General features: G+C 70.5%; 22 protein-coding genes. 10 read left to right on the top strand and 12 right to left on the bottom strand.

What is annotated here, in order from left to right; all coding sequences use genetic code 11:
- Positions 1-252: 252 nt before the first annotated feature.
- The 5 genes from VZL07_RS31340 to pheA all read left to right on the top strand — a co-directional run bounded on the left by VZL07_RS31340 (position 253) and on the right by pheA (position 3463).
- Positions 253-450 (top strand): hypothetical protein, encoded by a 198-nt coding sequence (locus VZL07_RS31340; RefSeq protein ID WP_426751617.1) that lies wholly within the window; start codon positions 253-255, stop codon positions 448-450.
- A gap of 124 nt (positions 451-574) precedes the next feature.
- Positions 575-1003 carry an EVE domain-containing protein gene (locus VZL07_RS31335; RefSeq protein WP_426751616.1) on the top strand — a complete coding sequence of 143 codons (429 nt, stop codon included), beginning with the start codon at positions 575-577 and terminating at the stop codon, positions 1001-1003.
- 48 nt (positions 1004-1051) lie between these two features.
- The gene (locus VZL07_RS31330) at positions 1052-1507 is read left to right on the top strand and encodes a GNAT family N-acetyltransferase (protein WP_426751615.1); all 456 of its coding nucleotides are present in this window, start codon (positions 1052-1054) and stop codon (positions 1505-1507) included.
- Complete coding sequence (locus VZL07_RS31325) at positions 1507-2646, top strand: bifunctional chorismate mutase/prephenate dehydratase (RefSeq protein WP_426751614.1); 1140 nt, start codon at positions 1507-1509, stop codon at positions 2644-2646. Before VZL07_RS31330 ends, VZL07_RS31325 begins: the two co-directional genes overlap by 1 nt.
- Positions 2639-3463, top strand: a complete 825-nt coding sequence (gene pheA / locus VZL07_RS31320) for a prephenate dehydratase (protein WP_426751613.1) — start codon at positions 2639-2641, stop codon at positions 3461-3463. The genes VZL07_RS31325 and pheA overlap by 8 nt, the downstream gene beginning before the upstream one ends.
- A 3-nt stretch (positions 3464-3466) precedes the next feature.
- On the opposite strand, the gene VZL07_RS31315 is transcribed toward pheA, so the two are convergent.
- From VZL07_RS31315 to VZL07_RS31280, 8 genes are all read right to left on the bottom strand, one after another.
- The gene (locus VZL07_RS31315; protein WP_426751612.1) at positions 3467-4585 is read right to left on the bottom strand and encodes a 3-deoxy-7-phosphoheptulonate synthase; all 1119 of its coding nucleotides are present in this window, start codon (positions 4583-4585) and stop codon (positions 3467-3469) included.
- 170 nt (positions 4586-4755) lie between these two features.
- Positions 4756-5322 carry a tetratricopeptide repeat protein gene (locus tag VZL07_RS31310; RefSeq protein ID WP_426751611.1) on the bottom strand — a complete coding sequence of 189 codons (567 nt, stop codon included), beginning with the start codon at positions 5320-5322 and terminating at the stop codon, positions 4756-4758.
- A gap of 134 nt (positions 5323-5456) precedes the next feature.
- Positions 5457-7703 carry a caspase family protein gene (locus tag VZL07_RS31305; protein ID WP_426751610.1) on the bottom strand — a complete coding sequence of 749 codons (2247 nt, stop codon included), beginning with the start codon at positions 7701-7703 and terminating at the stop codon, positions 5457-5459.
- A complete protein-coding gene (locus VZL07_RS31300; protein ID WP_426751609.1) occupies positions 7703-8509 on the bottom strand; it encodes an ActD protein in 807 nt (268 codons plus the stop codon). Before VZL07_RS31300 ends, VZL07_RS31305 begins: the two co-directional genes overlap by 1 nt.
- A 158-nt stretch (positions 8510-8667) precedes the next feature.
- Positions 8668-9981, bottom strand: coding sequence for a GNAT family N-acetyltransferase (locus VZL07_RS31295; protein ID WP_426751608.1), 1314 nt, complete (start codon positions 9979-9981; stop codon positions 8668-8670).
- Between the two features lie 52 nt (positions 9982-10033).
- Entirely contained in the window at positions 10034-11695 is a 1662-nt protein-coding gene (locus VZL07_RS31290; protein WP_426751607.1) for a sigma 54-interacting transcriptional regulator, read from the bottom strand.
- Positions 11696-11739: 44 nt separating this feature from the next.
- Positions 11740-12672: a GGDEF domain-containing protein gene (locus VZL07_RS31285; RefSeq protein ID WP_426757413.1), complete on the bottom strand. Its 933-nt coding sequence runs from the start codon at positions 12670-12672 to the stop codon at positions 11740-11742.
- 142 nt (positions 12673-12814) lie between these two features.
- Complete coding sequence (locus VZL07_RS31280) at positions 12815-13093, bottom strand: glutaredoxin family protein (protein WP_426751606.1); 279 nt, start codon at positions 13091-13093, stop codon at positions 12815-12817.
- 21 nt (positions 13094-13114) lie between these two features.
- Here VZL07_RS31280 and VZL07_RS31275 point away from each other — a divergent pair, with 21 nt between their 5' ends.
- Positions 13115-14269: a DUF4388 domain-containing protein gene (locus VZL07_RS31275; RefSeq protein ID WP_426751605.1), complete on the top strand. Its 1155-nt coding sequence runs from the start codon at positions 13115-13117 to the stop codon at positions 14267-14269.
- A gap of 12 nt (positions 14270-14281) precedes the next feature.
- Here the strand turns inward: VZL07_RS31275 and VZL07_RS31270 are convergent, their stop codons facing one another.
- Positions 14282-15685, bottom strand: coding sequence for a penicillin-binding transpeptidase domain-containing protein (locus tag VZL07_RS31270; protein WP_426751604.1), 1404 nt, complete (start codon positions 15683-15685; stop codon positions 14282-14284).
- A gap of 148 nt (positions 15686-15833) precedes the next feature.
- Here VZL07_RS31270 and VZL07_RS31265 point away from each other — a divergent pair, with 148 nt between their 5' ends.
- Together VZL07_RS31265 and VZL07_RS31260 are read left to right on the top strand one after the other, a co-directional pair.
- On the top strand, positions 15834-16694 hold the full coding sequence (locus VZL07_RS31265) for an ABC transporter permease (RefSeq protein WP_426751603.1): 861 nt from the start codon (positions 15834-15836) through the stop codon (positions 16692-16694).
- On the top strand, positions 16691-17599 hold the full coding sequence (locus tag VZL07_RS31260) for an ABC transporter ATP-binding protein (protein ID WP_426751602.1): 909 nt from the start codon (positions 16691-16693) through the stop codon (positions 17597-17599). The genes VZL07_RS31265 and VZL07_RS31260 overlap by 4 nt, the downstream gene beginning before the upstream one ends.
- A gap of 24 nt (positions 17600-17623) precedes the next feature.
- On the opposite strand, the gene VZL07_RS31255 is transcribed toward VZL07_RS31260, so the two are convergent.
- Positions 17624-17854, bottom strand: a complete 231-nt coding sequence (locus VZL07_RS31255) for a sulfurtransferase TusA family protein (RefSeq protein WP_426751601.1) — start codon at positions 17852-17854, stop codon at positions 17624-17626.
- Between the two features lie 196 nt (positions 17855-18050).
- On the opposite strand from VZL07_RS31255, the gene VZL07_RS31250 reads away from it, so the two are divergent.
- Positions 18051-20021, top strand: coding sequence for a DsbA family protein (locus tag VZL07_RS31250; protein ID WP_426751600.1), 1971 nt, complete (start codon positions 18051-18053; stop codon positions 20019-20021).
- 92 nt (positions 20022-20113) lie between these two features.
- On the opposite strand, the gene VZL07_RS31245 is transcribed toward VZL07_RS31250, so the two are convergent.
- Positions 20114-20509, bottom strand: a complete 396-nt coding sequence (locus tag VZL07_RS31245; RefSeq protein WP_426757412.1) for a RidA family protein — start codon at positions 20507-20509, stop codon at positions 20114-20116.
- 75 nt (positions 20510-20584) lie between these two features.
- Positions 20585-22807, bottom strand: coding sequence for a RelA/SpoT family protein (locus VZL07_RS31240; protein ID WP_426751599.1), 2223 nt, complete (start codon positions 22805-22807; stop codon positions 20585-20587).
- Between the two features lie 144 nt (positions 22808-22951).
- Here VZL07_RS31240 and VZL07_RS31235 point away from each other — a divergent pair, with 144 nt between their 5' ends.
- Positions 22952-24091, top strand: coding sequence for an FHA domain-containing protein (locus VZL07_RS31235; RefSeq protein WP_426751598.1), 1140 nt, complete (start codon positions 22952-22954; stop codon positions 24089-24091).
- Positions 24092-24130 lie beyond the last annotated feature (39 nt).

Below are 24130 nucleotides of genomic sequence, written 5' to 3'. Positions count from 1 at the left end.
ATCGCAGTGGGTTACGAACTGCCCTCGTGTAGGAGCCCATGGGGTTCAGGAAATTTTTCCGGCATTGTCCCCGCGTCGCATCCAGTGCTTTCTTCAGACAGTGCTCCGATCGCGGAACGACTTTTCCCTCTTCGTCCCCCCGGACTTCCCAATCCAAGCGTCCAGTGGCTGGCACGCGTCTTGGAATGACCTTCGCGCGGGGTAAGGAAGTCCACAACGCGTGATGAGTTCGCGAGAACGGGGGAAGGACGGATGAGGAAGGCGGCAGGGGCGGTGGCGGCGTCGTTCGCGATGGGCACCGGAGCCATGACCCTGATGGGCGTGGCCTTCGCGACGCAGATGGAGGCCGCGGTGGTCGCGGTGGTGGGCCTGGCGCTGTATGCCAGCAGCGCGCTGCTCACGAACAAGACGCCCACGCCGGCGGCGACCAGCGTCGCGAAGCAGGCGTAGTCGGAGGCACGTGGAAGAGGCCTGGCGCCGGCGTCCTGGCGCCGGGCCTCGGGCGGTCCACCCGCGCGGTTTCGCGCGAAGGCGCTGGAATCCCGAGCCCGGCCCTGCTCTATGGTGCGCCGCCATGGCAAAGCCTCAGTACTGGCTCATCAAGAGCGAACCCTCCGTCTACGCCTACGCCCAGCTGGAGAAGGACGGGAAGACGGAGTGGACGGGCGTACGCAACTTCGAGGCGCGCAACAACATCCGGGCCATGAAGCCCGGCGACCTGTGCCTCTACTACCACTCCAATGAAGACAAGGCCGTGGTGGGCGTGGCCCGCGTGCTCACGCCGCCGGGCCCGGACTCCACCGCGCCCGGCGAGGACTGGGCGGCCACGTTCATGGGCCCCGTCATCCCCTTCACCCAGCCGGTGGATCTGGCCACCATCAAGGCCACGGCCTCGCTGAGCGACTTCCCGCTGGTCACCCGCGGCCGGCTGAGCGTGGCCCCCGTCACCGCCACGCACTTCAAGCAGGTGTTGAAGCTGGGAAGAACAGTCCTGCCGAAGTAGTACCGCGATGCTGGTAGGGCGCTGCCCCCGAGGGCATACTCCGGCGCCGTGAGTACCACCGATATCCGCAGGATTCCGGCCCGGGAGACGCGCGGCTTGCGCCACGCCATCCTCCGCCCCAACCAGCCTCCGGAGATGGCTGTCTATCCAGGCGATGACGACACGGACACGCTCCACCTGGGCGCCTTCCTGCAGGGGCGCCTGGTGGGCGTGGCCTCGCTCTACCGCGAGCCGCCACCGGACGCGCTGCGCGCCACCACGGCGTGGCGGCTGCGAGGCATGGCGGTGGACCCGACCTTGCGAGGTCACGGCCATGGCGCCGCCCTCCTGAAGGCCTGCATGGAGCATGCGGCGCAGCAGGGCGGTTCCCAGGTGTGGTGCAACGCGCGGATGACGGCCTCAGGGTTCTATCGCGCGCAGGGCTTCGCCCAGCGGGGCGAGCCCTTCGACCTTCCCGGCATCGGGCCCCATCACCTCATGTGGCGCAACCTCGAGACCTCGTGATGACCACCCTCCCCGACCTCGACGCCATCCGGACGTCCATCGAGCGCATCGACGAGGAAATCCTCGACGCGCTCCGCCGCCGCATGGACCTGGCGGACGACGTGGCCCGGGCCAAGCTGGCCGCGGCCGCCCCCTTCCGGGACCAGCGCCGCGAGGACCTGCTTTTGCGCCGCATCCGCACCCGCGCCGCGGAGCACGGGCTGGACCCGCACGAGGTGGAGCGCATCTGGCGTCTCTTCATCGACATGTCCGTGGCCCGGCAGCACGAGCTCGTCACCCGCCTGGACAGCACGCCGCTGCGCGTGGGCTACCCCGGCGTGGAGGGCTCCTACAGCCACCTCGCCGCGCGCCGCCGCTACGCGAATCGCGCGGGCGGCGTGCTGCTCACCGGGTTCGACCTGGCCCGGGAGGCCGTGGAGGCGCTGCGCCGCGGCGAGCAGGACCTGGTGCTGCTGCCCATCGAGAACACCACCGCGGGCAGCATGAACGAGACCTATGACCTGCTCGCCGAGGGCGGCGTGGTCATCACCGCGGAGCTCGTCAGCCAGGTGGACCACCGGCTCCTGGGCCTGCCGGGCTCGAAGCTGGAGGACCTGCGCGAGGTGCTCTCGCACCCGCAGGCGCTGGCGCAGTGCGAGGCGTTCCTCCGCGAGAAGGTGCCCTGGGCCCGCGCGGTGCCGGACGTGGACACCGGCGGCGCGGCGCAGAAGGTCCGCGAGCGCAATGACCCGACGGTGGCGGCCATCGCCAGCGAGACGGCGGCGCAGCGCTTCGGCCTGGAGGTGCTCGCGGGGGATTTGCAGCCGGCCTTCGACTACACGCGCTTCGTGGAGGTGGGCCGCGAGGCCACGCCCCTGTCTCCCGGCGTGCCCTGCAAGACGTCCCTGATGGTGGTGCTGGAGCATCGCCCCGGCTCGCTGGGGGAGCTGCTGCAGCGGCTCACGCTGCGCGGGGTGAACCTGAGCAAGCTGGAGTCGCGCCCCATCCCCGGACAGCCGTGGCAGTACCGCTTCTACCTGGACGTGGAGGGCCACGCCGCCTCCGCCGCGGTGACGGCGGCCCTGGAGGACATCCGTCCCCTCACCTCGTCGCTGCGGGTGCTGGGCACGTATGCGCGCGCGGAGGCGCCACATGGCTGAGCCGCGGCGGCACCGCATCGCCTTCCAGGGCGAGCCCGGTGCCTACGGTGAAGAGGCCCTGCGCGTGCTCCATGGCGCGGACGTGGAGGCCGTCCCCTGCCTCACCTTCCGCGCCGTCTTCGAGGCCGTGGCCGAGGGCCGCGTGCACGGCGGCGTGGTGCCGGTGGAGAGCTCGCTCGGCGGCCCGGTGGCGGAGACGGTGGACCTGCTGCTGGAGCACGACGTGCCGGTGACGGGCGAGCTGTCCCTGCGCATCCGCCACTGCCTGCTGGCCCCGCCGGGGCAGACGCTGGAGGGCATCCAGCAGGCCCTCTCGCACCCGCAGGCCCTGGCCCAGTGCGCGGGCTACCTGCGGCGGCGCGGCATCACCCCGCTGCCGGAGACGAACACCGCCATCGCCGCCCGGAAGGTGGCCGAGGAGGCCCCACCCCACACGGCCGCCATCGCCAGCCGGCTGTCCGCGTCGCTGTACGGGCTGACGGTGCTGGAGGAAGGCGTGGAGGACTCGCCGGACAACTACACGCGCTTCCTCGCCCTGGGGCCCGCGCCCGAGCGCCCGTGGACGCGGCGGAAGACGGCCCTGGCGTTGACCGTGGAGAACGGGCCGGGCGCGCTCTACCGCGCGCTGAGCGCGTTCTCCTCGCGCGGCCTCAACGTGGCGCGGCTGGAGTCGCGGCCCCAGCGCCGCGCGTGGGAGTACGTCTGGTGCCTGGACGTGGACGGCGCGCTGGAGGACCCGCGGGTGCGCGAGGCGGTGGAGGCCGCCCAGGCCGCCTGCATCACCCTGCGGGTGCTCGGAAGCTACGGCGTGGTGTGAGCCTCAGGCGGGGGTGCCGCCCAGGCCGTCGCCGTTGCGCACCGCCTCGTCGTACGCGCCGCGGACCAGGTTGACGTAGCGCTGGAGCGCCGGGAGCTGCTCCATCCGCAGCGCCTGCGGGCCGTCGCACAGGGCGGCCTCGGGCTGCGGGTGGAAGTCCACCAGCACCATGGAGGCGCCAGCGATGAGGCCCTGGCCAATGGCGTGGAAGATGTCGGGCAGCCCGTCCGGCGGCGCCGCGGCCTGGCCAATGGCGTGCGACGGGTCCACGCACACCGGCAGGCGCGTCAGCCGCCGCACCACCGGCACGTGCGCGAAGTCCACCATGTTGCGGTGCGGGTCACCCAGGTGCGTCTTCACGCCGCGCAGGCAGAAGACGATCTTCGGGTTGCCCTCGCTCGCCACGTACTCGCACGCGTTGAGGGACTCCTCCAGGGTGATGCCCATGCCGCGCTTGAAGAGCACGGGGAAGACGCGCTGCTGGCCAATGCTCTTCAGCAGCTCGAAGTTCTGCGCGTTGCGCGTGCCCACCTGGAGCATGACGCCCGTGGCGTTGCCCGAGCGCTCCAGCGCGTCGCGAATCTCGTCGATGTGACGCGGGTGCGTCACCTCCATCGCGATGACCTTGATGCCGTGCTTGCCCGCCGACTCGAACACCCACGGCAGGCAGGCGGCGCCCAGGCCCTGGAACTCGTAGGGGTTGGTGCGGGGCTTGTAGGCGCCCATGCGCGTGGTGCGGATGCCGACGCGCGCGAGCGCCGCCATCATCGTGTCCACGTTCTCCCGGTTGTCCACGGCGCACAGGCCGGCGAACACCTGCACGGAGCGCTCGTCGAAGGTGATGCCGTTGTACTCGAAGCCCGCCGACGTCCGCTGGCCCTTGTGCCGGCCGATGACGCGGTACTTCTGCGAGACGCGCACCACCTGCCGCACGCCCGGAATCTGCTCGAAGGGCTCGACGGGCACCTGCGCCGTTGGCCCCAGCAGGTAGACCTCCGTAATCGTGTACTCGGAGCCCCCGATGACGTGCGTCCGAGGCGTCACGCCTTTGTACTGCGAGGCGACCTGGAGGACGGCGGACACCACGGACTCAGGTGAGTCCGGCTCGAGCATGACGATCATTCTGGATTCTCCCGGGCGGCGTTGTCGTGCTTTACGCGAATTTCTTGAAGTATAACGGAAAAAGGCCGCGTCAGGTGTAACATTCCGAACCGCCTTGGCGCGTCCGGACTTGAAACCGGGAGCGAAAGCCGACGCGTCCGGCACTGGCCGGGCCGGCGGTCAGCCCCCTGCTAGGCCGGCACGGGGCGAAGCCGGGTGGCGAGCTGGGCGTAGTGGTCGCGCTGGGCGGTGTCGCCCAGGTGCTCCCAGACGTCGGCCAGGGCCCTGGCGCACTCGGCGTAGGCCGGGGACAGCTCCAGCGCGAGCTCGAAGACGTGGCGCGCCTGGCGGTAGCGGGCCTTGTCGGGGCGGCGCGAGCCCCGCGTCAGCAGCGCGTTGCCCAGGGTGTATATCTGGACGGCGGTCGACTCGCGGAAGCCCGGCGTGGGGTTGAGCTGCGTGGCGCGCTGGAGGAGCTGCGACGCGGCCTCCGGTTCGCCCAGCTCCAACTGGCAGAGCGCGGCCTCGCGATGAGTCTCCGCACCACTCGGGTCCACCTCGATGGCCCGCTCGAAGCAGCGCAGCGCCTCCTCGAAGCGCTCGAGCGTGGCCAGCGACGCCCCCTTCGCGGTGAGCGCCGGGACGTGCTTGGGGTCCACGGCCAGGACCTTGTCGAACGCGAGGATGGCCGCCGCGTGGTTGCCCGCCATGGACAGACTCACGCCGTCGTTGAAGGCCGCGAACAGCAACTTGGACATCACTCCCCCAGGGCAAGGGTTGCACCGGCCGTCCTCAGCGCCGGAGGGTCAGCCTCTCACCGGGGAAGCGTGAATGGAAAGGCGCCATTCCAAAGCGCCCTTTCGTCCCGCTGATGGGAGCCATCGGCCCCGCGTCAGAGCCGCAGGCCCACCTGTACACCGGGCCACAGGAGCACGTCCCCGGCGTCACGCCTCGACAGGCGGCTCAGGTTGTCCACCACCTCGCCGTTCGCGCCGTGCAGGACATTGAAGGTGGGGCCCGCGATGACGGCGAAGCGCTGTGACACCTGGAAGCCGGCCACCACGCGAAGCTGGTGCACGAAACGGTTGCCCTCGAAAGCGGCATCCCAGTCGTAGAGCGTGTTCGACACCGCGTCCACGTCGAGGAAGAAGCGCTGGGAGAGCGGCAGGTGCGCGCCCAGGCCCAGGCCCAGCGACCAGTGGCTGGGGCCGCGCGAGCCCTCCGCGCTGCCCATGCCCACCACCAGCGTGGAGTAGAAGTGCCGGCTGCCCACCTTGACGGCGGCGTTGGCGTAGTTGAAGTCGTTGCCGAAGGCCTCGACGTGGAACTGGCCGTTGCGCGCGATGCTCACCAGCCCCACCGGCACGCCGGACTCCATCTCGCGCGACACGTTGACCAGCCCCAGCTGGAGGCCGTTCATCCGCCCCGCGACGTTGACGATGCCCACCTGCGCGCCCTTCACGTCGCCGCCCACGTTGAGGAGCGACAGCTGCGCGCCCCGGACCTCCGCCGCCCGGCTCATACCCACGGCCACCTGGAAGCCCGACATCCGCCCCTGCGTGTAATTGAAGCCCGCCGCGCCTTGCATGCCCACGACGTCTCCGGCCGTCCAGTTGCCGCCCACCGCGAGCTGCGTGCCCGCCAGGGAGGTGCTGGACACGTTCGCGCCCACCGCGAGCTGACTCAGCGTGCCGCTGCGGCGCGACCGGTTGAGGCCCACCGCGGCCTGGACGCCTTCCGCCGTGCCGTGCGTCCAGTTGGCGCCCACGGCCAGCTGCACGCCGGTGATGTCGCCCCAAGCCACGTTGGTACCCAGCGCCAGCTGCAGGCCCTCCACCGAGTCCGTGGCCAGATTCGCCCCCAGCGCCATCGCCACGCCATCCAGCCGCGCCATGCGGGACATGCCCAGGGCGATGGACAGGCTGTTGTCCACGGCGTCGCCACCGCTCATCACGTCATTCGTCTGGAGGCCGGGAGCCAGGCCCGCGTTGAAGAAGCGGTGCCGGCGCCCCGAGCCCGCGACCGCGACCTCGGCCACGCCCGCTGCGGCCGCAACCGTCGGCAGCGAGCCACCGCCGCGCATGGCCGTCAGCTCGCCGTCCACGGCGCGGAAGGCGGACGCGGCCAGCACCGTGCGGCCGCCGTCCCCCAGCTCGAACTCCGCCTGCGACGTCTGGTCGAGCAGCTTGCGCATCACCGTGTAGCGGCCCTTCTGGAGCCCCAGCTCGGTGGTGCGGCCCGCGTACTTCTTCAGCTCCACCACCAGCCGGCCCTGGGCGTCGCGAACGTAGAGACGCCCATCCACCATGTCGCCCAGCACCAGCACCGCCGACGTGGAGCGCAGGTCGGTCATCACCAGGTCGCCCGTGCCCGCCAGCTCGATGTCATACGCGGGATGCTGGGCCCCGGCGCGCGTCTCCTCCGTGCGCGCCAGCGTCTCGTGGAAGGCGAACTGGTAGGCCTCGTGCAACGTCACCCGGCCGTCGCCCGACATGTCCGCCGCGCCGCGCAGGCCGGACACCAGGTTGTGGGTGAAGAAGGAGCCGCCGATGCGGTCGGACTCCTGGGACACCTCGTCCTCGGACGACGACGTGAGGATGGCGTGGCCCCGCACCGCGGAGGACGCATCCACCATGAAGGCCGGCCGCCGCACCCCGCCCTTCTGCCGCGCCAGCGTGCCCGACGCGCACGAGTCCAGGATGGCGATGCGCACGTCGGCGGGCAGCGACTCCAGCGCCTTGCGCAGCTCGCGGTAGCCGAAGCGGTCCTTCTGGAGCAGCAGTCCCTGCTCGTCGGAGTGCCCCGAGTAATAGATGAGGGCCTCGATGCGCGTGCCGGCCTTGGTTGCCGCGGCCAGCATGGACTTGAAGCGCGCCAGCGCGGACTCCAGGGCGGCGCGGTTGCCCTCGAACACCATCAGCTTGTCCTGGGGCTGCACGCCGCCGAGCTCCTCCAGGACGCTGCCGAAGGAGCGCGCGTCCGAGACGGCGTAGCGGAGCCTGGCGCGGCCCTCGCCCCCGTCGTTGACGCCCACCAGCAGCGCGAACCGGCGCACCGCCAGCGGCGGTGCCGTGGGCTCGGGGGCCGCCGTGGCCAGCACCGGCACCAGCAGCAGCAAGGAGAGGAAGGACCGCGTCATCACCGCACCTTTTCCAACGTGAAGGACGTCTGGCCCAGGGTATCCGGAAGTGGCAGCGCCCGGGTGCGCGCATCGGAGGGCTGGCGGGCGAGAACGCGTGCCGCCTCCAGCACTGCCCCCACCTCCAGCGGCGCATCGGAGGTCACGAAGAGGAAACGCTCGAAGTCCGGCGCGTCGTCGAGCTCGTACGCGTGGGCCAGGGACACCGCCTCCCCCGTGGCCAGCTCCGTACTTCCCGTCACTGTGGTGGGGTGGTGCAGCGTCACCGTGCCGCGCCCATCCACCGACACCACGACACCATGGCGGCTGCCGGCGGACACATAGCTGAGCTGCAGTACATCCCCGCGCCGGGCGGGAGCATGGTCGGCGAGCAGCTCCGGTTCACCAGCCACCTGCCGGTGGACGCGCAGGCGGGGGGTGCCCTTGATGCGCCCCGTCTCCAGCACGACCAGTGGGGACGTCATCCCGGCGGGCTCCGGCAGCTCTCCCGGCGCGGACATGAAGAGCAATGCGAGCGAGGCGGCCACGGGGAGGCTGAGCGACAGGCCATGCCAGCCCTGCGAGTCGCCGCGCTGCGCCAAAGCCGTCTGGACCTGGGCCACGCGCGCTCGCCGGGCCACCTCCGCGGCAACGGCTGCGGGCGGGTGGCGCTCCAGCGTCCGACGTGAGTCCGCGTCCAGACGGGCGAGCCGCGCGGCGCCGCCGGGCTCGCGCGCCAGCCGCTCACGCGCGGCGTCCAGCGTCTCCGGCGGAAGCTCGCCCAGCGCGATTCGCTCCAGAAGCCAGTCAGGGATGCCAGGGGCCATGCGCAGCGGGTCTCCAACGCGGCGAAGCGCCCTCGGTTTCCAGGTACTGACGCCTCCGGCCTCGCGCGTCTCCTGGAACACCGCCCCCTCGAAAATCTGTCACCCGCCGCACGCCAGGCCCCGGGAGGACGCGAGACGCCCTCGGGCGGCCATGCGACTCAGAGGGTGAGGACCATCAGCTCCTCGTCGACGAAGGTCTCCCCCACCCTCAGCGCGTGCGGCTCCACGCCATAGGTCCGGAACCCCATCGACCGGTACAGCGCATGCGCCGGCGCGTTCCCCACCGCGACGCCGAGCAGCAGGCACTGGATGCCGCCCATCTTCCGCGCCTCCTCGATGAGGGCGGAGAGCAACCGGCGGCCCACGCCCCGCGAGCGGGCCTCGGGGACCACGTACATGCCCCACACCACGGCCTTGTGCGCCAGCTTGGCCCGGGCCTCGCGCTTCAGGCCCAGCACGCCCACCAGGTGCTCGCCATCGAAGGCGCCCAGGACGCACTGGGACGTGCCCGAAAGCCAGCCACGCAGGGCGTCCAGCGGCAGCGCCGCGTCCTCCTCCAGCGAGGCCGCGAAGGCCTCCGGACTGTCCTGGAGCCCGCGCAGCCGCAGCGCGCGGAACACCTCCACGTCATCGGGCTGGAGCCTGCGCAGGGTGATGCGCGAAGGCCCCGCGTGACGGCCCTCGGCCTCCAGCATCGCCGTGTACCCCGCGATGAAGTCCGGGTAGCGAGGCGCCCAGCCCAGCGTCCGCAGGCGTGCGTTCGACACGGCCCTATCGCCCCGCACCGTCTCGTTGAGGCTCTCCAGGGGAACGCGGGGCGGCATCGGCACGCCCAGCCGCTGGCAGAGCCAGGCCACCGGCTCCTCGGTGGGCGCGGCGCGATCATCCGCGACGCAGTAGACGGCGCCCGCGTCTCCCCGCACCAGCACCACGCGGATGGCGTCCACCAGGTCGTCCACGTGGATGCGGGAGATGCGCCCACCGCCCCCCTCCGGGAGCCGGAGCGCGCCGGAGAGCAGCCGCGTGTGCATGCTGCGTCCGGGCCCGTAGATGCCGGCGATGCGCATCACCATCGCGCCCAGTGGCAGGAAGCGGGACTCCGCGTCGATGCGCGCGCGCGCCGACGGCGTGGACAGCTCCACGGGCGTGTCCTCGTCCACGTGGCCCCGCGCCCGGCCGTAGACCCCCGTGGACGAGAGGTAGATGAGCCGCTCGGGCGGACGCTCCGCCAGCGCCGAGGCGATGCGGTCATCCAGCCCCGCCTCGGGCGGCACGGAGACGACGACGTGCGCCCCCGCCGTCTGCGTCAGCGCTTCTTCCAGGGAGGTGACGCGGGCGCCCGCGCGCTCCAGCTCGGCGCGGCGCGTGGCATCTCGCGTGGCCGCCCGCACATCACGGCCCGCGCGGGCCTCCGCCACCGCGAACCGCGTGAGCGTGTACCCGGACCCCAGGAGGACGAGAGGAGGCGTCATGTCCCCGCGATAGCGAGACCGCGGGGACTGTGCAAGTGGAGGCTGGAGGGGCCTACAGCTCCGCGCTGGCGCGCGGGTCGATGATGCCGCACTCCTTGATTTTGTAGAGGAGCGCCTTGTAGCTGATGCGCAGCTTGGTGGCCGCTCGCCGCTTGTTCCACGCGGTGCGTTGGAGCATGGCGAGAATCGCCTCACGCTCGGCCAGCATCGCCGCCCGCTTGCCAATGTCCTTCAGCGACAGCTCGCCGGTGGGCGCGGGCGGAGGCGGCGGCTGCGGCACGTCGAAGGGATTGACGTAGCGCGGCGCGGGCACCACCGCGTTCGCGGGCTCCATCGGAATGGGCGCGTGCGAGGGCGGCGGCAACGGAGACACGGAGGCCAGGCCGAAGGCGGCCCCCCGCGACGGCATCTCCAGCACCTGCACCGAGGGCGGCGGCGTGCGGAAGCCCTCGTCATGCGCGCGGCCGAACGGGCCTCCGTCATCCCCCGCGTAGGACGTGGGCAGCGACGGGGCGCTCGCCGGCGTGCGGACGGCGGCACGCAGCTCGTCCAGCACCAGCGTCGGGTCCTTCAGCACGCACAGCCGGCGGACCATGTTCTCCAGCTCGCGCACGTTGCCCGGCCAGTCGTAGTCCGCGAAGGCGTGCAGCACCTCCGTGGGCAGCTCGGACACGCCGCTGAGATAGCCGCGGCCGTACTTCTTCAGGAAGTGGTCGGTCAGCGGCACCACGTCCTCGCGGCGCTCGCGCAGCGGCGGCAGGCGGATGGCCACCACGTTGAGGCGGTAGAAGAGGTCCTCGCGGAAGTTGCCCAGCGCGATTTCCTTCTCCAGGTCGCGGTTGGTGGCCACGACGACGCGGCTGTCCACGCGCACGCTCTTCTTGCCGCCGACGCGGAAGAACTCCTCGTCCTGGAGGACCTGGAGCAGCTTGGCCTGGAGCCGGATGGCCATCTCGCCAATCTCGTCCAGGAAGATGGTGCCCTCGTCGGCCAGCTCGAACTTGCCCGGCTTCTCGGCCGTGGCGCCGGTGAAGGCGCCGCGCTCGTGGCCGAACAGCTCGCTCTCCAGCAGCTCACCGGGCAGCGCCGCGCAGTTCACCTTGATGAAGGGGCGGCTGCGCCGCTGGCTGCGCGCGTGGATCTCCCGCGCGATGACCTCCTTGCCCGTACCGGACTCGCCCAGGAGCAGCACCGGCACGTCGGTGTCCGCGATGCGCTCCACCAGCGCGCGAGCGCGGCGCATGGCCGGCGACGTCGAGATGAGCACGCGCGGCTCCATGGACGCATCCACCACCGGCAGCACGCCGCGCTGGGGCAGGACGGGCGCCGCGGCCTGACGCTCCGGGGCCCGCGTCCCCAGGGCACGGGCGAGCGCATCCTGCAACTCGTCATTGCCAAACGGCTTCGCCAGGTAGTCGCTGGCGCCCATCTTCAGCGCTCGGACGGCGTCGTCCGCTCCCGCCAGCGCGCTCAACACGATGACCGGCGCGCCGCCGCCCATGGACTGGTAGCGGCGCAGCACCTCCAGGCCGCTCATCTCCGGCATCACCACGTCCAGGAGCACCGCGTCGAAGGAGCCACCCGACAGCATCTCCAACGCCTGGGTGCCGCTGGCGGCACAGCGCACCTGGTAGCCCGCGCTGCCGAGCAGCTCGGAAAGGAACGTGCGCACAGACTCTTCGTCATCCACCACCAGTACCGCGATCCGGTCCATCCCCTCGCCTCCACTCGCCCGCTGCATCGAAGTCCTACCCGCCCTCAGACCGATAGCCGGGACGCGCTCCCGACCATTCGGCGAAACTCACGTGCACGGCGCATGTCCTGCTGCGCCGCGCGCAACAACTGCGTGGGCGTCCCCACCGAGTCCGGGAAGCTCACCGTCCCCAGCTCCAGCGAGGTGCGCACCACCTTGCCCTCGACCTGGAAGCGCGCCGTCTCGAAGCGCGCCGCCACGCGGGATACCACCTCCTGCACCGACTCCGCGGGCGTTCCCGGCAGCATCAGCGCGAATTGACAGTCACCCACGCGTGCCACCGCGTCCGCCTCGCGCACCGTCTGCCCGAGCACCACCGCGCTGTAGACCAGCAGACGCTCCGCCATGCCGCGCCCGAACTCCTTGCGGAAGGCCGCCCAGCCCCCCACCTCGGCCGCCACCACGGAGAAGCCTCCGCCGTAGCGCTCCGCCCGCCGGGCCTCCAGGCTGATGAGCTCCAGCAGGAAGGGCCGGTTGTAGAGCCCGGTCGCCGGGTCATGGAGCGCCTGCGCCGTCCCCGCCTCCTCCCCCGCGGCGGCCCGCAGCACGGCGTCCTTCAGCTGGAGCTGCGCATGGAGCTTCATGGCCAGCTCCGAGCCACTGCCCGAGCGGGGCACCAGGTCCACGCACTGCCCACGCTCCAGGCAGTAGCGCCGGGCCTCCACGTCCTGCTCATCCACCAGGTAGAGCAGCGGCACCGCGCCATGGCTGAGCTGCCGCAGCCGGCGAGCCACCTGCACGGCCGCGAAGTCCGGGGCCTGCGCGGCCAGCAGCACCGCGGACGGACGGATGACCTCGAAGAGCGGCACCGCCGCGTCGAAGCGCGTCACCGGCACCACCCGGAAGCCCGCCTCCGCCAGGAGCAACCGGGTCCGCTCCAGGTCCGTTGCTCGGGGCTCGACGACGAGCACGGTGGGCGGCTGCCCCGCCTTGCCCATCCGTTTCCTTCTCACACCCACCGTTCCACCTTCCCGCGTGAAGATTTCTCCGCCGCTTCTGGAGGCCCTCCCCCGGAATTACAGCCTCGCACCCCGTCCTGACTGCCCCATCCCCCCGGATTTACTAGGGAAGGGAACCCTGCTACCCATCCTGGGCAGCGGTTTTAGCAATGGCTGTGCCACCTTTGACCTCATGCAGCCTCGCCTCGAGCTCGGCGGGGTCCACACGGTGGATGAAGGCGGGCACGCCATCGATGACGACCACGGGGATGTCGTAACGCCACCGGGCGAAGGCCTCAGGGTCCTCCAGGATGGAGATGATCCGTAGCTCGAAGGGGATGCGGGCTTGGACGGACGCCACGACGGCAGCCGCCTTGTCGCAGAGGGAGCAGTTGGGTTTCGAGTAGATATCGACGCGCATGCGGGGCAGGATGGGCGGTTGATGCGTGGCTTGTCTGGCGACTTCTCGACGATGCCTCTCAAGGACCTCGTCGTCTATCTGGGGAACCGGCGAGCGACGGGGTCCCTGAAGGTGGAGCGTGGGGACGTACGCAAGCAACTCGAACTGCGCGAGGGCCACGTGGTCAGCGCCAGTTCCAACCAGCCGCGCGAGTTCTTCGGTCAGTTCCTCATCAATATGGGGCACCTGACGGAGGATCAGCTCGAGAAGGCCTTCTCCACCCAGGCGGCGACGCGCATCTTCCTGGGGAAGATCTTGGTGATGACGGGGCTGGTGCCGGAGCCCACCGTCCGCGGCACGCTCAGCCACAAGTTCCGGGAGATGATTCTCGACGCCTTCCACTGGGAGGACGGCGGCTTCGTCTTCGAGGCCGCGGACACGGCGCCGGAGGTCGCGGGCCTGGACGTCAGCGTGGACCTGCTGGACATCCACCGCGAGGGCGAGTTCCGGGAGACCGCCTGGCAGGCCATCCGCGCCGTCTTTCCGTCCGGCGCCGTCCGGCTCTCGGTGGACGAGCGCAAGCTGCCCGAGCGCAAGCCCGGCAGCATGGACGAGCGCATCGTCGCGCTCATCAAGGAAGGCCTCACCATCGACGGCATCGCCCTGGCGCTGCACGCCACGGACTTCTTCCTCTATCAGCGCCTGTACGCGCTCTACCGGCTGGACGCGGTGAAGGTCTCCGACGAGCCCCCCGCCGACGAGACGTCCGTCGTGGTGGAGGAGGAGCAGGACACCGGCGTCATCGGCTCGGAGACCTCGTCGGACGAGGTGCTCCAGGCCGCGCAGCTCTTCCTCGATGCCGGCAACGTCCGGGACGGTGAGGCGCTGGCCCGGCGCGCGCATGAGATGGCGCCCTCCCCCCGCACGGCGGAGTTCGTCAAGGCGGCGCAGGAGAAGCTGCTGGTGCACCTGCGCCGGGAGCTGGCCGAGCCGCCTCGGGTCCCCACCCTCCAGGTGGCGCCCGCGCACCTGAAGACGCTCCAGCTCTCGGCCCCGGAGCGCTACCTGCTGTCCCGCATCGACGGCCGACGCGACGTGGCCGCCATCGTCCACGTGTCACCGCTCCAGGAGCTGGACGCGCTGAAGTTCTTCGCGGGCTTCGTGGACGCGGGGCTGGTCAAGCTGGCGCCCCGCTGACGCGCCGTCCCCTCAGTGCTTGCCCGCGGCGGAGGCCGGGGCCGTCACTTCCACCGGCGCGGGAAGGCGCTCCAGGCCCAGGCGCAGCGCCTCGCGGCCCAGCCACGGCGCGCGGATGCGCCACTTCGGATCATTGACGATGAGCGCGGCCACCGCGACGCGCGGGTTGTCCTTGGGCGCGAAGCCCACGAACCAGGAGTAGTCCCGGAACGGCTCCCGGTCCGCCAGCGAGCCCGTCTTGCCCACGGCGTCCTCGACGCGGAACCCGCGCTCGCGGAACACGCTGCGCGCGGTGCCGTGGGTGACGGTCGTCTCCATCAGGGTGGTCAGGTCCTTCGCCACCGCCGGCGTGAGCACGGGCTCGCCCTCGGCCGGGAGCAGCGGCGCGGGCCCCTCGGGCTCGATGAGGACGGGGTCCACCCAGCGCCCCTCGTTGGCCGCCACCGCGGCCACCAGCGCGCCGTGGAGCGGAGACAGGTACACGTCCCCGAAGCCAGCGCCGGTGTTGGCCAGGCCGAAGGACTCCTCGGGGATGGCGGCCAGCGACACGTCCGTCGGGACGGGGAAGTCAATCTCGCGGTTGAAGCGGAAGCGGGCGGCCATGCGGCGCAGCGCGTCCACCGTGAGGTGCTTGCTCGTCAGCTTGGCGAAGATGACGTTGGCGCTCTTGCCCATGGCCATCGCCAGCGAATAGCAGGAGCCGTCCTTCTCGCTGTCCACCAGCAGCTTCTCGGAGAGGCGTCGCTTGCCACCGTGGAAGCACTCCTCCGTTTCCGGGGTGACGCCGGCCTCGAGCAGCGCGCTGCCGGTGATGATCTTGAACACGCTGGCCGCGGGGAACACCGCGCGCACCGGCAGGCCGCGCAGCTCCGGCTGCGCCGCGGAGTGCTCCGCTAGCGCCAGCACGCGCCCCGTGGAGGGCTCCAGCACCACCGCCGCGCCGTAGGGGACTTCATAGGTGCGGAGGATCTTCGTCAGCGACGCCTGCAGCACCGGGTCGATGGTGAGGCGCTTCTTCGCGCCGCCCTTCTCCTTCACCACCAGCGTCTCGCCCTCCAGCGTCGCGCGGGCCAGCAGGTCCACCTTCTTCGCCAGCGGCTTCACCTTGGCGATGGGCGGCGCCTTCTCACGCGAGGGCACCGGCGCCGGGGGCACCATGCCCGGCTCCGCCGCCAGGGCCGCGAGGCCGCCATCCGGCGCGCCGCCCAGCACCGCCGCGGCGGACACCGCGTCCGACGTGCCCGCGTCCTGCGCGGGGTTGGCAGCCGCCGCGCCGGCGTCCGTCTGGGCGACGACACCTATCCCCCCATCGTCGGCCCCAGGGGCCGGCGGGACGGACTCCGGCGCCGCCAATCCGAGCAGGGCGACGAGGGGGAACAGCGCAGCGGCGGTCAGGAGACGGCGATGGATGCTCATTGCTGCGGGTGGGCTCCGGGGGGTGAGCGCGGGCCCGAATCCTACCGGCTGGGGGCGCGCTGTCCACGGACGCTGCAATCAGAAACTTGGCGGACGGGTGCGCATCTCCGCTAGGTTCCCCCACACCTTGGACGGATTGAAAGAGACATTGGTGATCTGGAGCGCCGAGCTCCGCCGGGCCGTGCGCAGTGGCCGCACGGTGGTGCTGCTCGGCCTCTACAGCATGTTCTCCGCGCTGGTCCTGCTGGTGGTGGGCTGGATCGCGGGCGAGATCCGCAGCGCCGTCGCCAAGCAGTTGGAGGGCGCGGACGCGAGCGCCTCGGAGCAATTCAACGAGGAGATGCGCAAGGGCGTGCTGGGCTTCCTCACCAGCAACGACAGCGCGATGATCGAGGCGCTGGAGCAGGTGCCGCTCGAGGTGCTGGCCGTCTTCAAGATCACCCTCTTCTTCCTGCCGGCCTACATCGCGCTGATGGGCTTCGACCAGATCAGCGGTGAGGTGGGCCCGCGCTCCATGCGCTACCTCACGGTGCGCGCCCGGCGCTCGTCGGTGCTGCTGGGCAAGTTCCTCACGCAGGCGACGCTGCTGCTCGGGCTGGTGCTCATCATCGACCTGGCCATCTTCGTGTACGCCCGCGTCGCCAACCCGGACTTCGGCTTCGCGACCATGGCGCTCAACCTTCTGAAGTTCTGGCTGGCGGCCATCGTCTTCTCGCTGGCCTACGTGGCGCTCACGACGCTCTGCTCCAGCCTGTTCCGCTCGCCCGCGGTGAGCCTGGTCTTCAACTTCATCCTGCTGTTCGTCTTCTGGCTGATGGACACCATCGGCCGGGCCTCGGGTGACACGGGCAGCCTGCGCTTCCTGCGTTACCTGTCACCGTCGTACTACGCCGGCGACCTGCTGCATCCGGGCCTGGCGCAGTTCGGCGCGAGCGGAGCCGCCTACGCGGGCTTCGCGCTCGTCTTCCTGGTGGCGGCCTACGGCATCCTGCGCGCGAGGGACCTGTGAGCGACGTGGCCATTGAACTGTTCGGCGTCTCCAAGCGCTTCGGCCCCAAGGTGGCCGTCAACGGCGTCAGCTTCAGCGTGCCCCGGGGCGCGGTGTACGGCCTCATCGGGCCCAACGGCGCCGGCAAGACGACCACCTTCTCCATGATGTGCGGCTACCTCTACCCTTCCGAGGGCACGCTCAAGGTCATGGACGTGGACCCCACCACGCCGGGCGCCCTCAAGGGCCGGCTGGGCGCGCTGCCCCAGGACGCCGTGCTGCCGCCCGGCTGGGAGGTGGGTGCCCTGCTGACGTACTGGGCCCGCCTGTCCGCGCTCGCCGAGCCCCAGCGCGAGGCCCGCGAGGCCCTGGACAAGGTGGGCCTCGGCGAGGCCTGGAACGTCCAGACGCAGGCGCTCAGCCACGGCATGGCCAAGCGCGCCGCCATGGCGCAGGCGCTCATGGGCAACCCGCCGCTGGTGCTGCTGGACGAGCCCACCGCCGGCCTGGATCCGCGCATCGCCGCCCAGGTGCGCCAGGTCATCCGCGACATGAAGGGCCGCCAGACGGTGGTGGTGTCCAGCCACAACCTCCAGGAGCTGGAGGAGCTCTGTGACGCCGCCGCCATCCTCGACAAGGGCACGCTCGCGCAGGCCGGCAGCATGTCCGAGCTCACCGGCCAGGGCGCCGAGTTCCGCGTGCAGATCGCCCGCGGCACCGTGCTCATCCCCGAGCTCACCGCGATGACCCACGTCACCGACGCGCGCATGGAGAGCGACACCGTGCTGCGCGTGCGCTTCAGCGGCGGCGTGGCGCCCGAGGAGGTCATCAGCCAGGTCGTGCGGCACCTGCTCCAGCACGACGTGCTCATCCTCGGCGTCAGCCGCGGGCAGCGCCTGGAAGATCGCGTCCTCCAGATGCTCTGAGGCGCCCGGCGGGCCGGGCGCCGCTCAGCCCGCCTTTCGCACCCAGCCCACGTAGCACTGCTCCCGCCGCTCCATGCGGACCAGTGGATTCCCCGTAGCCTCGCACCACGCCGGAAGGTCGGCCTCCAGCCCGCGGTCCGTGGCGACGACCTCCACCAGCGTCCCTGGCGCCAGTGCTCTCATGGCCTTGGCGAGCTCCAGGATGGGCATGGGACACAAGGTGCCCCGGGCATCGATGCGCACGTCGGCGTCCATGATCGAGACTCTGACGGAATTTTTCTGAGGTCTCCCAAGTTTTGGGGCCCCTAGGGGGGCTCGGCTCCCTGGAAGGCTAGACCGGCTTGCTTGCGCGTCTGGAATTCCCTCTGTTAAGACCGCCGCCCTCTGCCCTCGTTGAAAACCCGCTCGGGCCCACAATGCCGGCCCCATGGCGAAGGAGCATGACCCACTCATGAAGCCCAATGTCATCGTGGCCCTGCTGGTCGGCCTGGTGCTCGGGTTCGTCGGAGGCCGCGTCACGACCGGCCCGTCCGCGAAGTCCGAGTCCGCCAAGGCCGCACCGAACTCTCCCGCCGCTCAGGCGCCGGGTGGCCGTCGGCCGGTGGACCCTACCGTCTACAAGGTCCCCATTGATAACTCGCCCAGCCACGGCAGCGCTGACGCGCTCGTCACCGTGGTCGAGTTCTCCGACTACGAGTGCCCCTTCTGCAGCCGGGCCAACGTCACCATCGAGAAGCTGCAGGCGAAGTACGGCAAGGACCTGCGCGTGGTGATGAAGCAGAACCCCCTGTCCTTCCACCCCCGCGCCAAGCCCGCGGCCATCGCCGCGATGGCGGCCGGTGAGCAGGGCAAGTACTGGGAGTACCACGCCAAGCTCTTCGCCAATCAGAAGAAGCTCGATGACGCCTCCCTGGAGCAGTACGCGAAGGACGTGGGCCTGAACGTCGAGAAGTGGAAGGCCGAGCTGGCCAACCCCAAGTACCAGGACATCATCACCCGCGACCAGGCCCTGGCCAGCCAGCTGGGCGCCAGCGGCACCCCGGCCTTCTTCATCAACGGCCGCTTCCTGTCGGGCGCGCAGCCCATCGCCAACTTCGAGGCCCTCATCGACGAGGAGAAGGCCAAGGCGGAGGCCCTGGTGAAGAGCGGCACGCCGCGCAGCAAGGTCTACGAGACCATCATCGCGAAGGGCGCCGAGCGCGCCGCGCCCAAGGCGCAGCCGCAGCAGCCCGCCGCCAAGGTCCAGAAGGTGGACATCCCCGCGGACTCCCCCTCCTTCGGCCCGGCCACCGCCAAGGTGACCATCGTCGAGTGGTCCGACTTCGAGTGCCCCTTCTGCAGCCGCGTGGGCCCCACCCTGGCGAAGATCAAGGAGACCTACGCCAAGGACGTGCGCGTGGTGTTCCGTCACCAGCCGCTGCCCTTCCACCCGAACGCGAAGCTGGCCGCCGAGGCCTCGCACGCCGCGCACGAGCAGGGCAAGTTCTGGGAGTACCACGACAAGCTCTTCGCCAACCAGAAGGCCCTGGACCGCGCCTCGCTGGAGAAGTACGCGCAGGAGCTGGGCCTGAACGTCGCCAAGTTCAAGGCCGCCCTGGACCAGGGCAAGTTCAAGGCGAAGGTGGAGGCCGACTCGGCCGCTGGCAACGCCCTGGGCGCCAACGGCACCCCGACGTTCTTCATCAACGGCCGTGAGTTCGTGGGCGCGCAGCCCTTCGACGCCTTCAAGCGCGTCATCGACGAGGAGATCGCCAAGGCCGACAAGCTGCTGGCCGCCGGCACCAAGCCCGAGGAGCTCTACGCCAAGCTGAACGCGGAGAACGTCGCCAACGCCCCGAAGACGCCGACCGGCGCCCCCGGCGCCCCGGCCGAGCCGCCGGTCCAGAAGGTGGACGTGGGCAACGCCCCGGTGAAGGGTGAGAAGAACGCGCCCGTCACCATCGTCGCCTTCTCCGACTTCGAGTGCCCCTTCTGCAGCCGCGTGGTGCCCACGCTGAAGCAGCTCGAGGACCAGTACGCCGGGAAGATCAAGGTCGCCTTCAAGAACCAGCCCCTGCCCTTCCACGCCAACGCCAAGCCGGCCGCCGCCGCCGCGCTGGCCGCGCACGAGCAGGGCAAGTTCTGGGAGTACCACGACAAGCTCTTCGCCAATCAGCGCGCGCTGGACCGCGCCTCCCTGGAGAAGTACGCGCAGGAGCTGGGCCTGAACATGGACAAGTTCAAGGCCGCCCTGGACCAGGGCAAGTTCAACGCGCAGATCGAGGCGGACATGGCCCAGGCCTCCAGCCTCGGCGCCAACGGCACCCCGACGTTCTTCATCAATGGCCGCACGCTCGTGGGCGCCGTGCCCGTCGACGCGTTCAAGCGCATCATCGATGAGGAGCTGAAGAAGGCCGGCCCCACGGTGGCCGACTCGAAGTAGTGCCTGCTCGGGCCCCTGAGGCCTGAAGCGACAAAGGCCGTCGGACCCCAGCGGTCCGGCGGCCTTCGTCTTTCCAGCGGTGGGCAGGCGCGTCAGGAGACGGCGATGGCGTCGATTTCCACGTTGGCGCCCTTCGGCAGGGCGGACACCTGGACGGTGGCGCGGGCCGGCGGCGCGCCGGTGAAGTAGCGGCCGTAGACCTCGTTCACCCGGGCGAAGTCACCCAGGTTGGTGAGGTAGATGGTGCAGCGCACGACGTGGGCGAAGTCGAGCCCGCTCGCGGCGAGCACGGCCTTCAGGTTCTCCATCACCTGCTCCGCCTGCGCGACGACGTCCCCCTGCACCATCTCCATGGTGGCGGGGTTGAGCGGAATCTGACCGGAGAGGAAGGTCATCTTCCCCGCGTCCACCTGAACGGCCTGGGAGTACGGGCCAATGGCCTTGGGGGCCTGGTCGGAGTGGATTGCCTTGCGAGCCATGCGGCACACCTCGGGTGTGGGAGCGGCCCGCCGCGACGGACCGCCCGGGGTTTCCGGGCGCTCTACCACGAAACGCCGAGGCCGTTAGATGCGCTCGACCGAGTAGACGCCCTGGAGCCGCTCGATGGTCCGCATCAGGTCGGTGAGCTGCTTGAGGTCGGAGATGATGACCTCGAAAGTGTTCACCGCCCGGTCATCGCCCGTGGCCCGGCAGTTGGCCTGGGAGATGTTGACGCCCTTCTTGGAGAAGGTGTTGGTGATGTCCGCCAGGAGGCCCGGACGGTCCGCGGTGAGGACGCGCAGGGTGACGGGGCGCTTGAAGTCGCCCCGGACGTCCCACGTCACGTCCACGCGCCGCTCGGGGTCCGTGGCCAGTGCCTTTTCACAGCCGACCGTATGCACGGTAACGCCCCGTCCCCGGGTGATGAAGCCGGCGATGGGGTCGCCGGGGACGGGGTTGCAACACCGCCCGAAGCGCACGAGGACGTCGTCCACGCCACCAATCTGCACGCCGCTGCGGTTGCTGCGGCCCACCAGGCGCTTCGCCAGGTCGGTGACGCGCGACAGCCCGGGCAGCACCGAGTTGCCCCCCGTCCCTGCTGGCGTCGTGGCGGCCGAGGCGGCATCCGCGCGGGCGCCCGCCTCCACCGCGTTGAGCTTGTCCTGGGGGACGAGCCGGTGAACCAGCTGCTGCGGCGTCACCTTGCCGTAGCCAATGGCCACCAGCATGTCGTCTTCCACCCGGAAGCCCAGGTCGACGGCGGCCTTCTTCATCTCGCCGGACTTGAGCAGCCGGTTGAAGTTCAGCTGGAAGCGCTTGAGCTCGCGGTCCGCCAGCTCACGGCCCAGCTGGAGGCTCTTCTCGCGCTGCTGCTGCTTGATGAAGCCACGGATGCGCTGCTGCGCGCGGCTCGTCTTGACGAAGGTGAGCCAGTCCTTGGACGGGTGCTGCTGGGGGCTGGTGAGCACCTCCACCGTGTCCCCGTTCTTCATCTTGTAGCGAAGCGGGACGATCTTCCCGTTCACCTTGGCGCCCACGCACCGGTTGCCTACGTCCGAGTGGATGGCGTAGGCGAAGTCCACTGGCGTGGCGCCGCGCGGCAGCGAGCGCACGTCGCCCTTGGGCGTGAAGACGAAGACCTCGTCGGTGAAGAGGTCCACCTTCACCGTCTCCAGGAACTCCTTCGGGTCCTTGAGGTCCTGCTGCCACTCCATCAGCTGCCGCAGCCAGGCGAACTTCTCGTCATCCTTGGAGATGACGGCCTTGCCCTCCTTGTACTTCCAGTGCGCGGCGATGCCTTCCTCGGCGATCTTGTGCATCTCCGCGGTGCGGATCTGCACCTCCACGCGCTCGCTGAGCGGACCGATGATGGTCGTGTGCAGCGACTGGTACATGTTGGGCTTCGGGATCGCGATGAAGTCCTTGAAGCGCCCCGGCACCGGCTTCCACATCTCGTGCACCAGGCCCAGCGCCTCGTAACAGGAGGGCGCCGTGGGCGCGATGATGCGGAAGGCGATGATGTCGTGGATCTGATCGAAGTCGATGCCCTGCGCCTTGATCTTCTTGTAGATGCTGTAGACGTGCTTGAAGCGGCCGCTCACCTCGCCCTTCAGCCCGCGCTCGGCCAGCTTCGAGCGGATGAGCTCGCACGTCTCCTCGATGTACTTCTCCCGCTCCTTCTTGCGCTTGTTCAGCTTCTCCTGGAGCGCGAAGAACTCCTGCGGCTTCACGTAGCGGAAGCTCAGGTCCTCCAGCTCCGTCTTGATCCACGAGATGCCGAGCCGGTTGGCCAGCGGCGCGTAGATGTCGAGCGTCTCCTGCGCGATGCGGGCCTGCTTCTCCTCCGACATGTGGTCCAGCGTCCGCATGTTGTGCGTGCGGTCCGCCAGCTTTACCAGGATGACGCGGATGTCCTGCGCCATCGCGATGATCATCTTCCGGAAGTTCTCCGCCTGCTTCTCCTCCTGCGACAGGCTCGCGGACGCGGAGAACTTGGACAGCTTGGTGACGCCATCCACCAGGTGGGCCACCTCGGAACCGAAGAGCTCCGTCAGCTCCTCGGCCGTGGCCAGCGTGTCCTCGATGGTGTCGTGTAGCAGTCCGGTGACGATGGACGCCTCGTCCAGCTTGAGCTCGCCCAGGATGCCGGCGACCTCCAGCGGGTGGACGAGGTAGGGCTCGCCTGACTTCCGGAGCTGCCCCTGGTGGACCTTGGCCGAGTAGACGTAGGCCTTCTTGATGATGTCCAGGTCGGGGTCGGGGTGGTACTGGGAAACCCGTTGGAGGATGTCGTTCAGGCGAATCATCGAATGAGGAGCAATCGTAACTTTGCAACAACGGAGGGGCAACGTTGCCCCACACCTGGACGTCACCCGCCTCTCGGACGCCCCAGTTGGTGCGTTCGCTTTCGTTGACCCGGTGTTTTGCGCCCCCCTAAATTCGCTCCGCTCATGTCACAGCTCCTGCTGTCCTCCCTCGCCGTGGTCTGCCCGAACTGTGACGGGTACAACTCGCCTCGCTCGGCGGCATGCACGCTCTGCGGCCAGGCGTTGAGCGAACAGTCTCCTGCCCCCCAGACGGCCGCCCCCCGTCCCCCGCTGGCGGTTGCCCGGCCGGGGACGCCTCCCGGCAGCCGTCCCGTGGCGGTGTCCAGCTTCCCGGGTGGCAAGGTGGCGGAGCCCGTGATTCCGCCCGCGCCCAGCGCTGTTCCGCCCGGGCTGCGCCCGTCCGCGCGCACGCCGCCGCCCACCGCCGCGGGGATGATGGTGGAGCGGGCCCCCGTCGGGCGCGCTCCCACGGCGCCCCCGGGCATCGTGGCCCGCACGGGCAACGCACCGGCTCCGGGCCCCGCCACCACGCGTCCGCCCCCGCCCGTTCCGGACAGCGCGATGCCTGGCCGCGCGGGCGTGGCCCCCGCCCCGGCCCGGCCCGCGCCTCCGGCGGCCTCCCGCTTCGGGCTGGCCGTCGTCGCCGGCTCCGCCCGGGGCCAGCGCTACAAGCTCCCTGTCACCGGCTGCGTCGTGGGCCGCCAGCGCGGCGCCATCCTGTTCTCGGACGACGTCTACGTGTCTCCCCTGCACGCCACCTTCCTGGTGAAGGACGGCGCGCTGTACGTGCGTGACGAGTCCAGCGCGTCCGGCGTCTTCGTCACCGTGGGCGGCACCGAGGCGCTCACCCCGCGCACGCTCTTCAGCGCCGGACAGCGGCTGTTCCGCTTCACGGGGCGCCTCGAGCCCCAGCCGCCCGTGTCGGGCCGCCCCGCCATCTACGGCGCTCCGGTGCCGCTGGGGCAGGCCGTCTACGGCGTGGAGGAGATTCTCGTCGGTGGCCGTGCGGGCCGCGCGGTGATGACCGCCGCGCCGCTGCTCACCATCGGCCTGGCGCACTGTGACCTGAGCTTCCCGGGCGACGAGGGCCTCGCCGGGCGCCACTGCGAGCTGTCCCCCACCCCCACGGGCGCGCTGCTGCGCGACCTGTCCGGCGGGCTGGGCACCTATGTTCGCCTCACCAGCGGCGTGGAGCGTCCGCTCCGTCCGGGCGACCGCGTCCGGCTGGGGCAGCACGTGGTGCAGGTGGAAGCGCTGGGCTGAACGCAGGCGGCCCACCCACCTCGGCCAACACCCGTCACC

This window comes from Pseudomyxococcus flavus (assembly GCF_050038885.1).
Lineage (GTDB): Bacteria > Myxococcota > Myxococcia > Myxococcales > Myxococcaceae > Myxococcus > Myxococcus flavus.
Note: the sequence above shows the minus strand (reverse complement) of the source record. Positions and strands in the feature narration are given on the sequence as shown.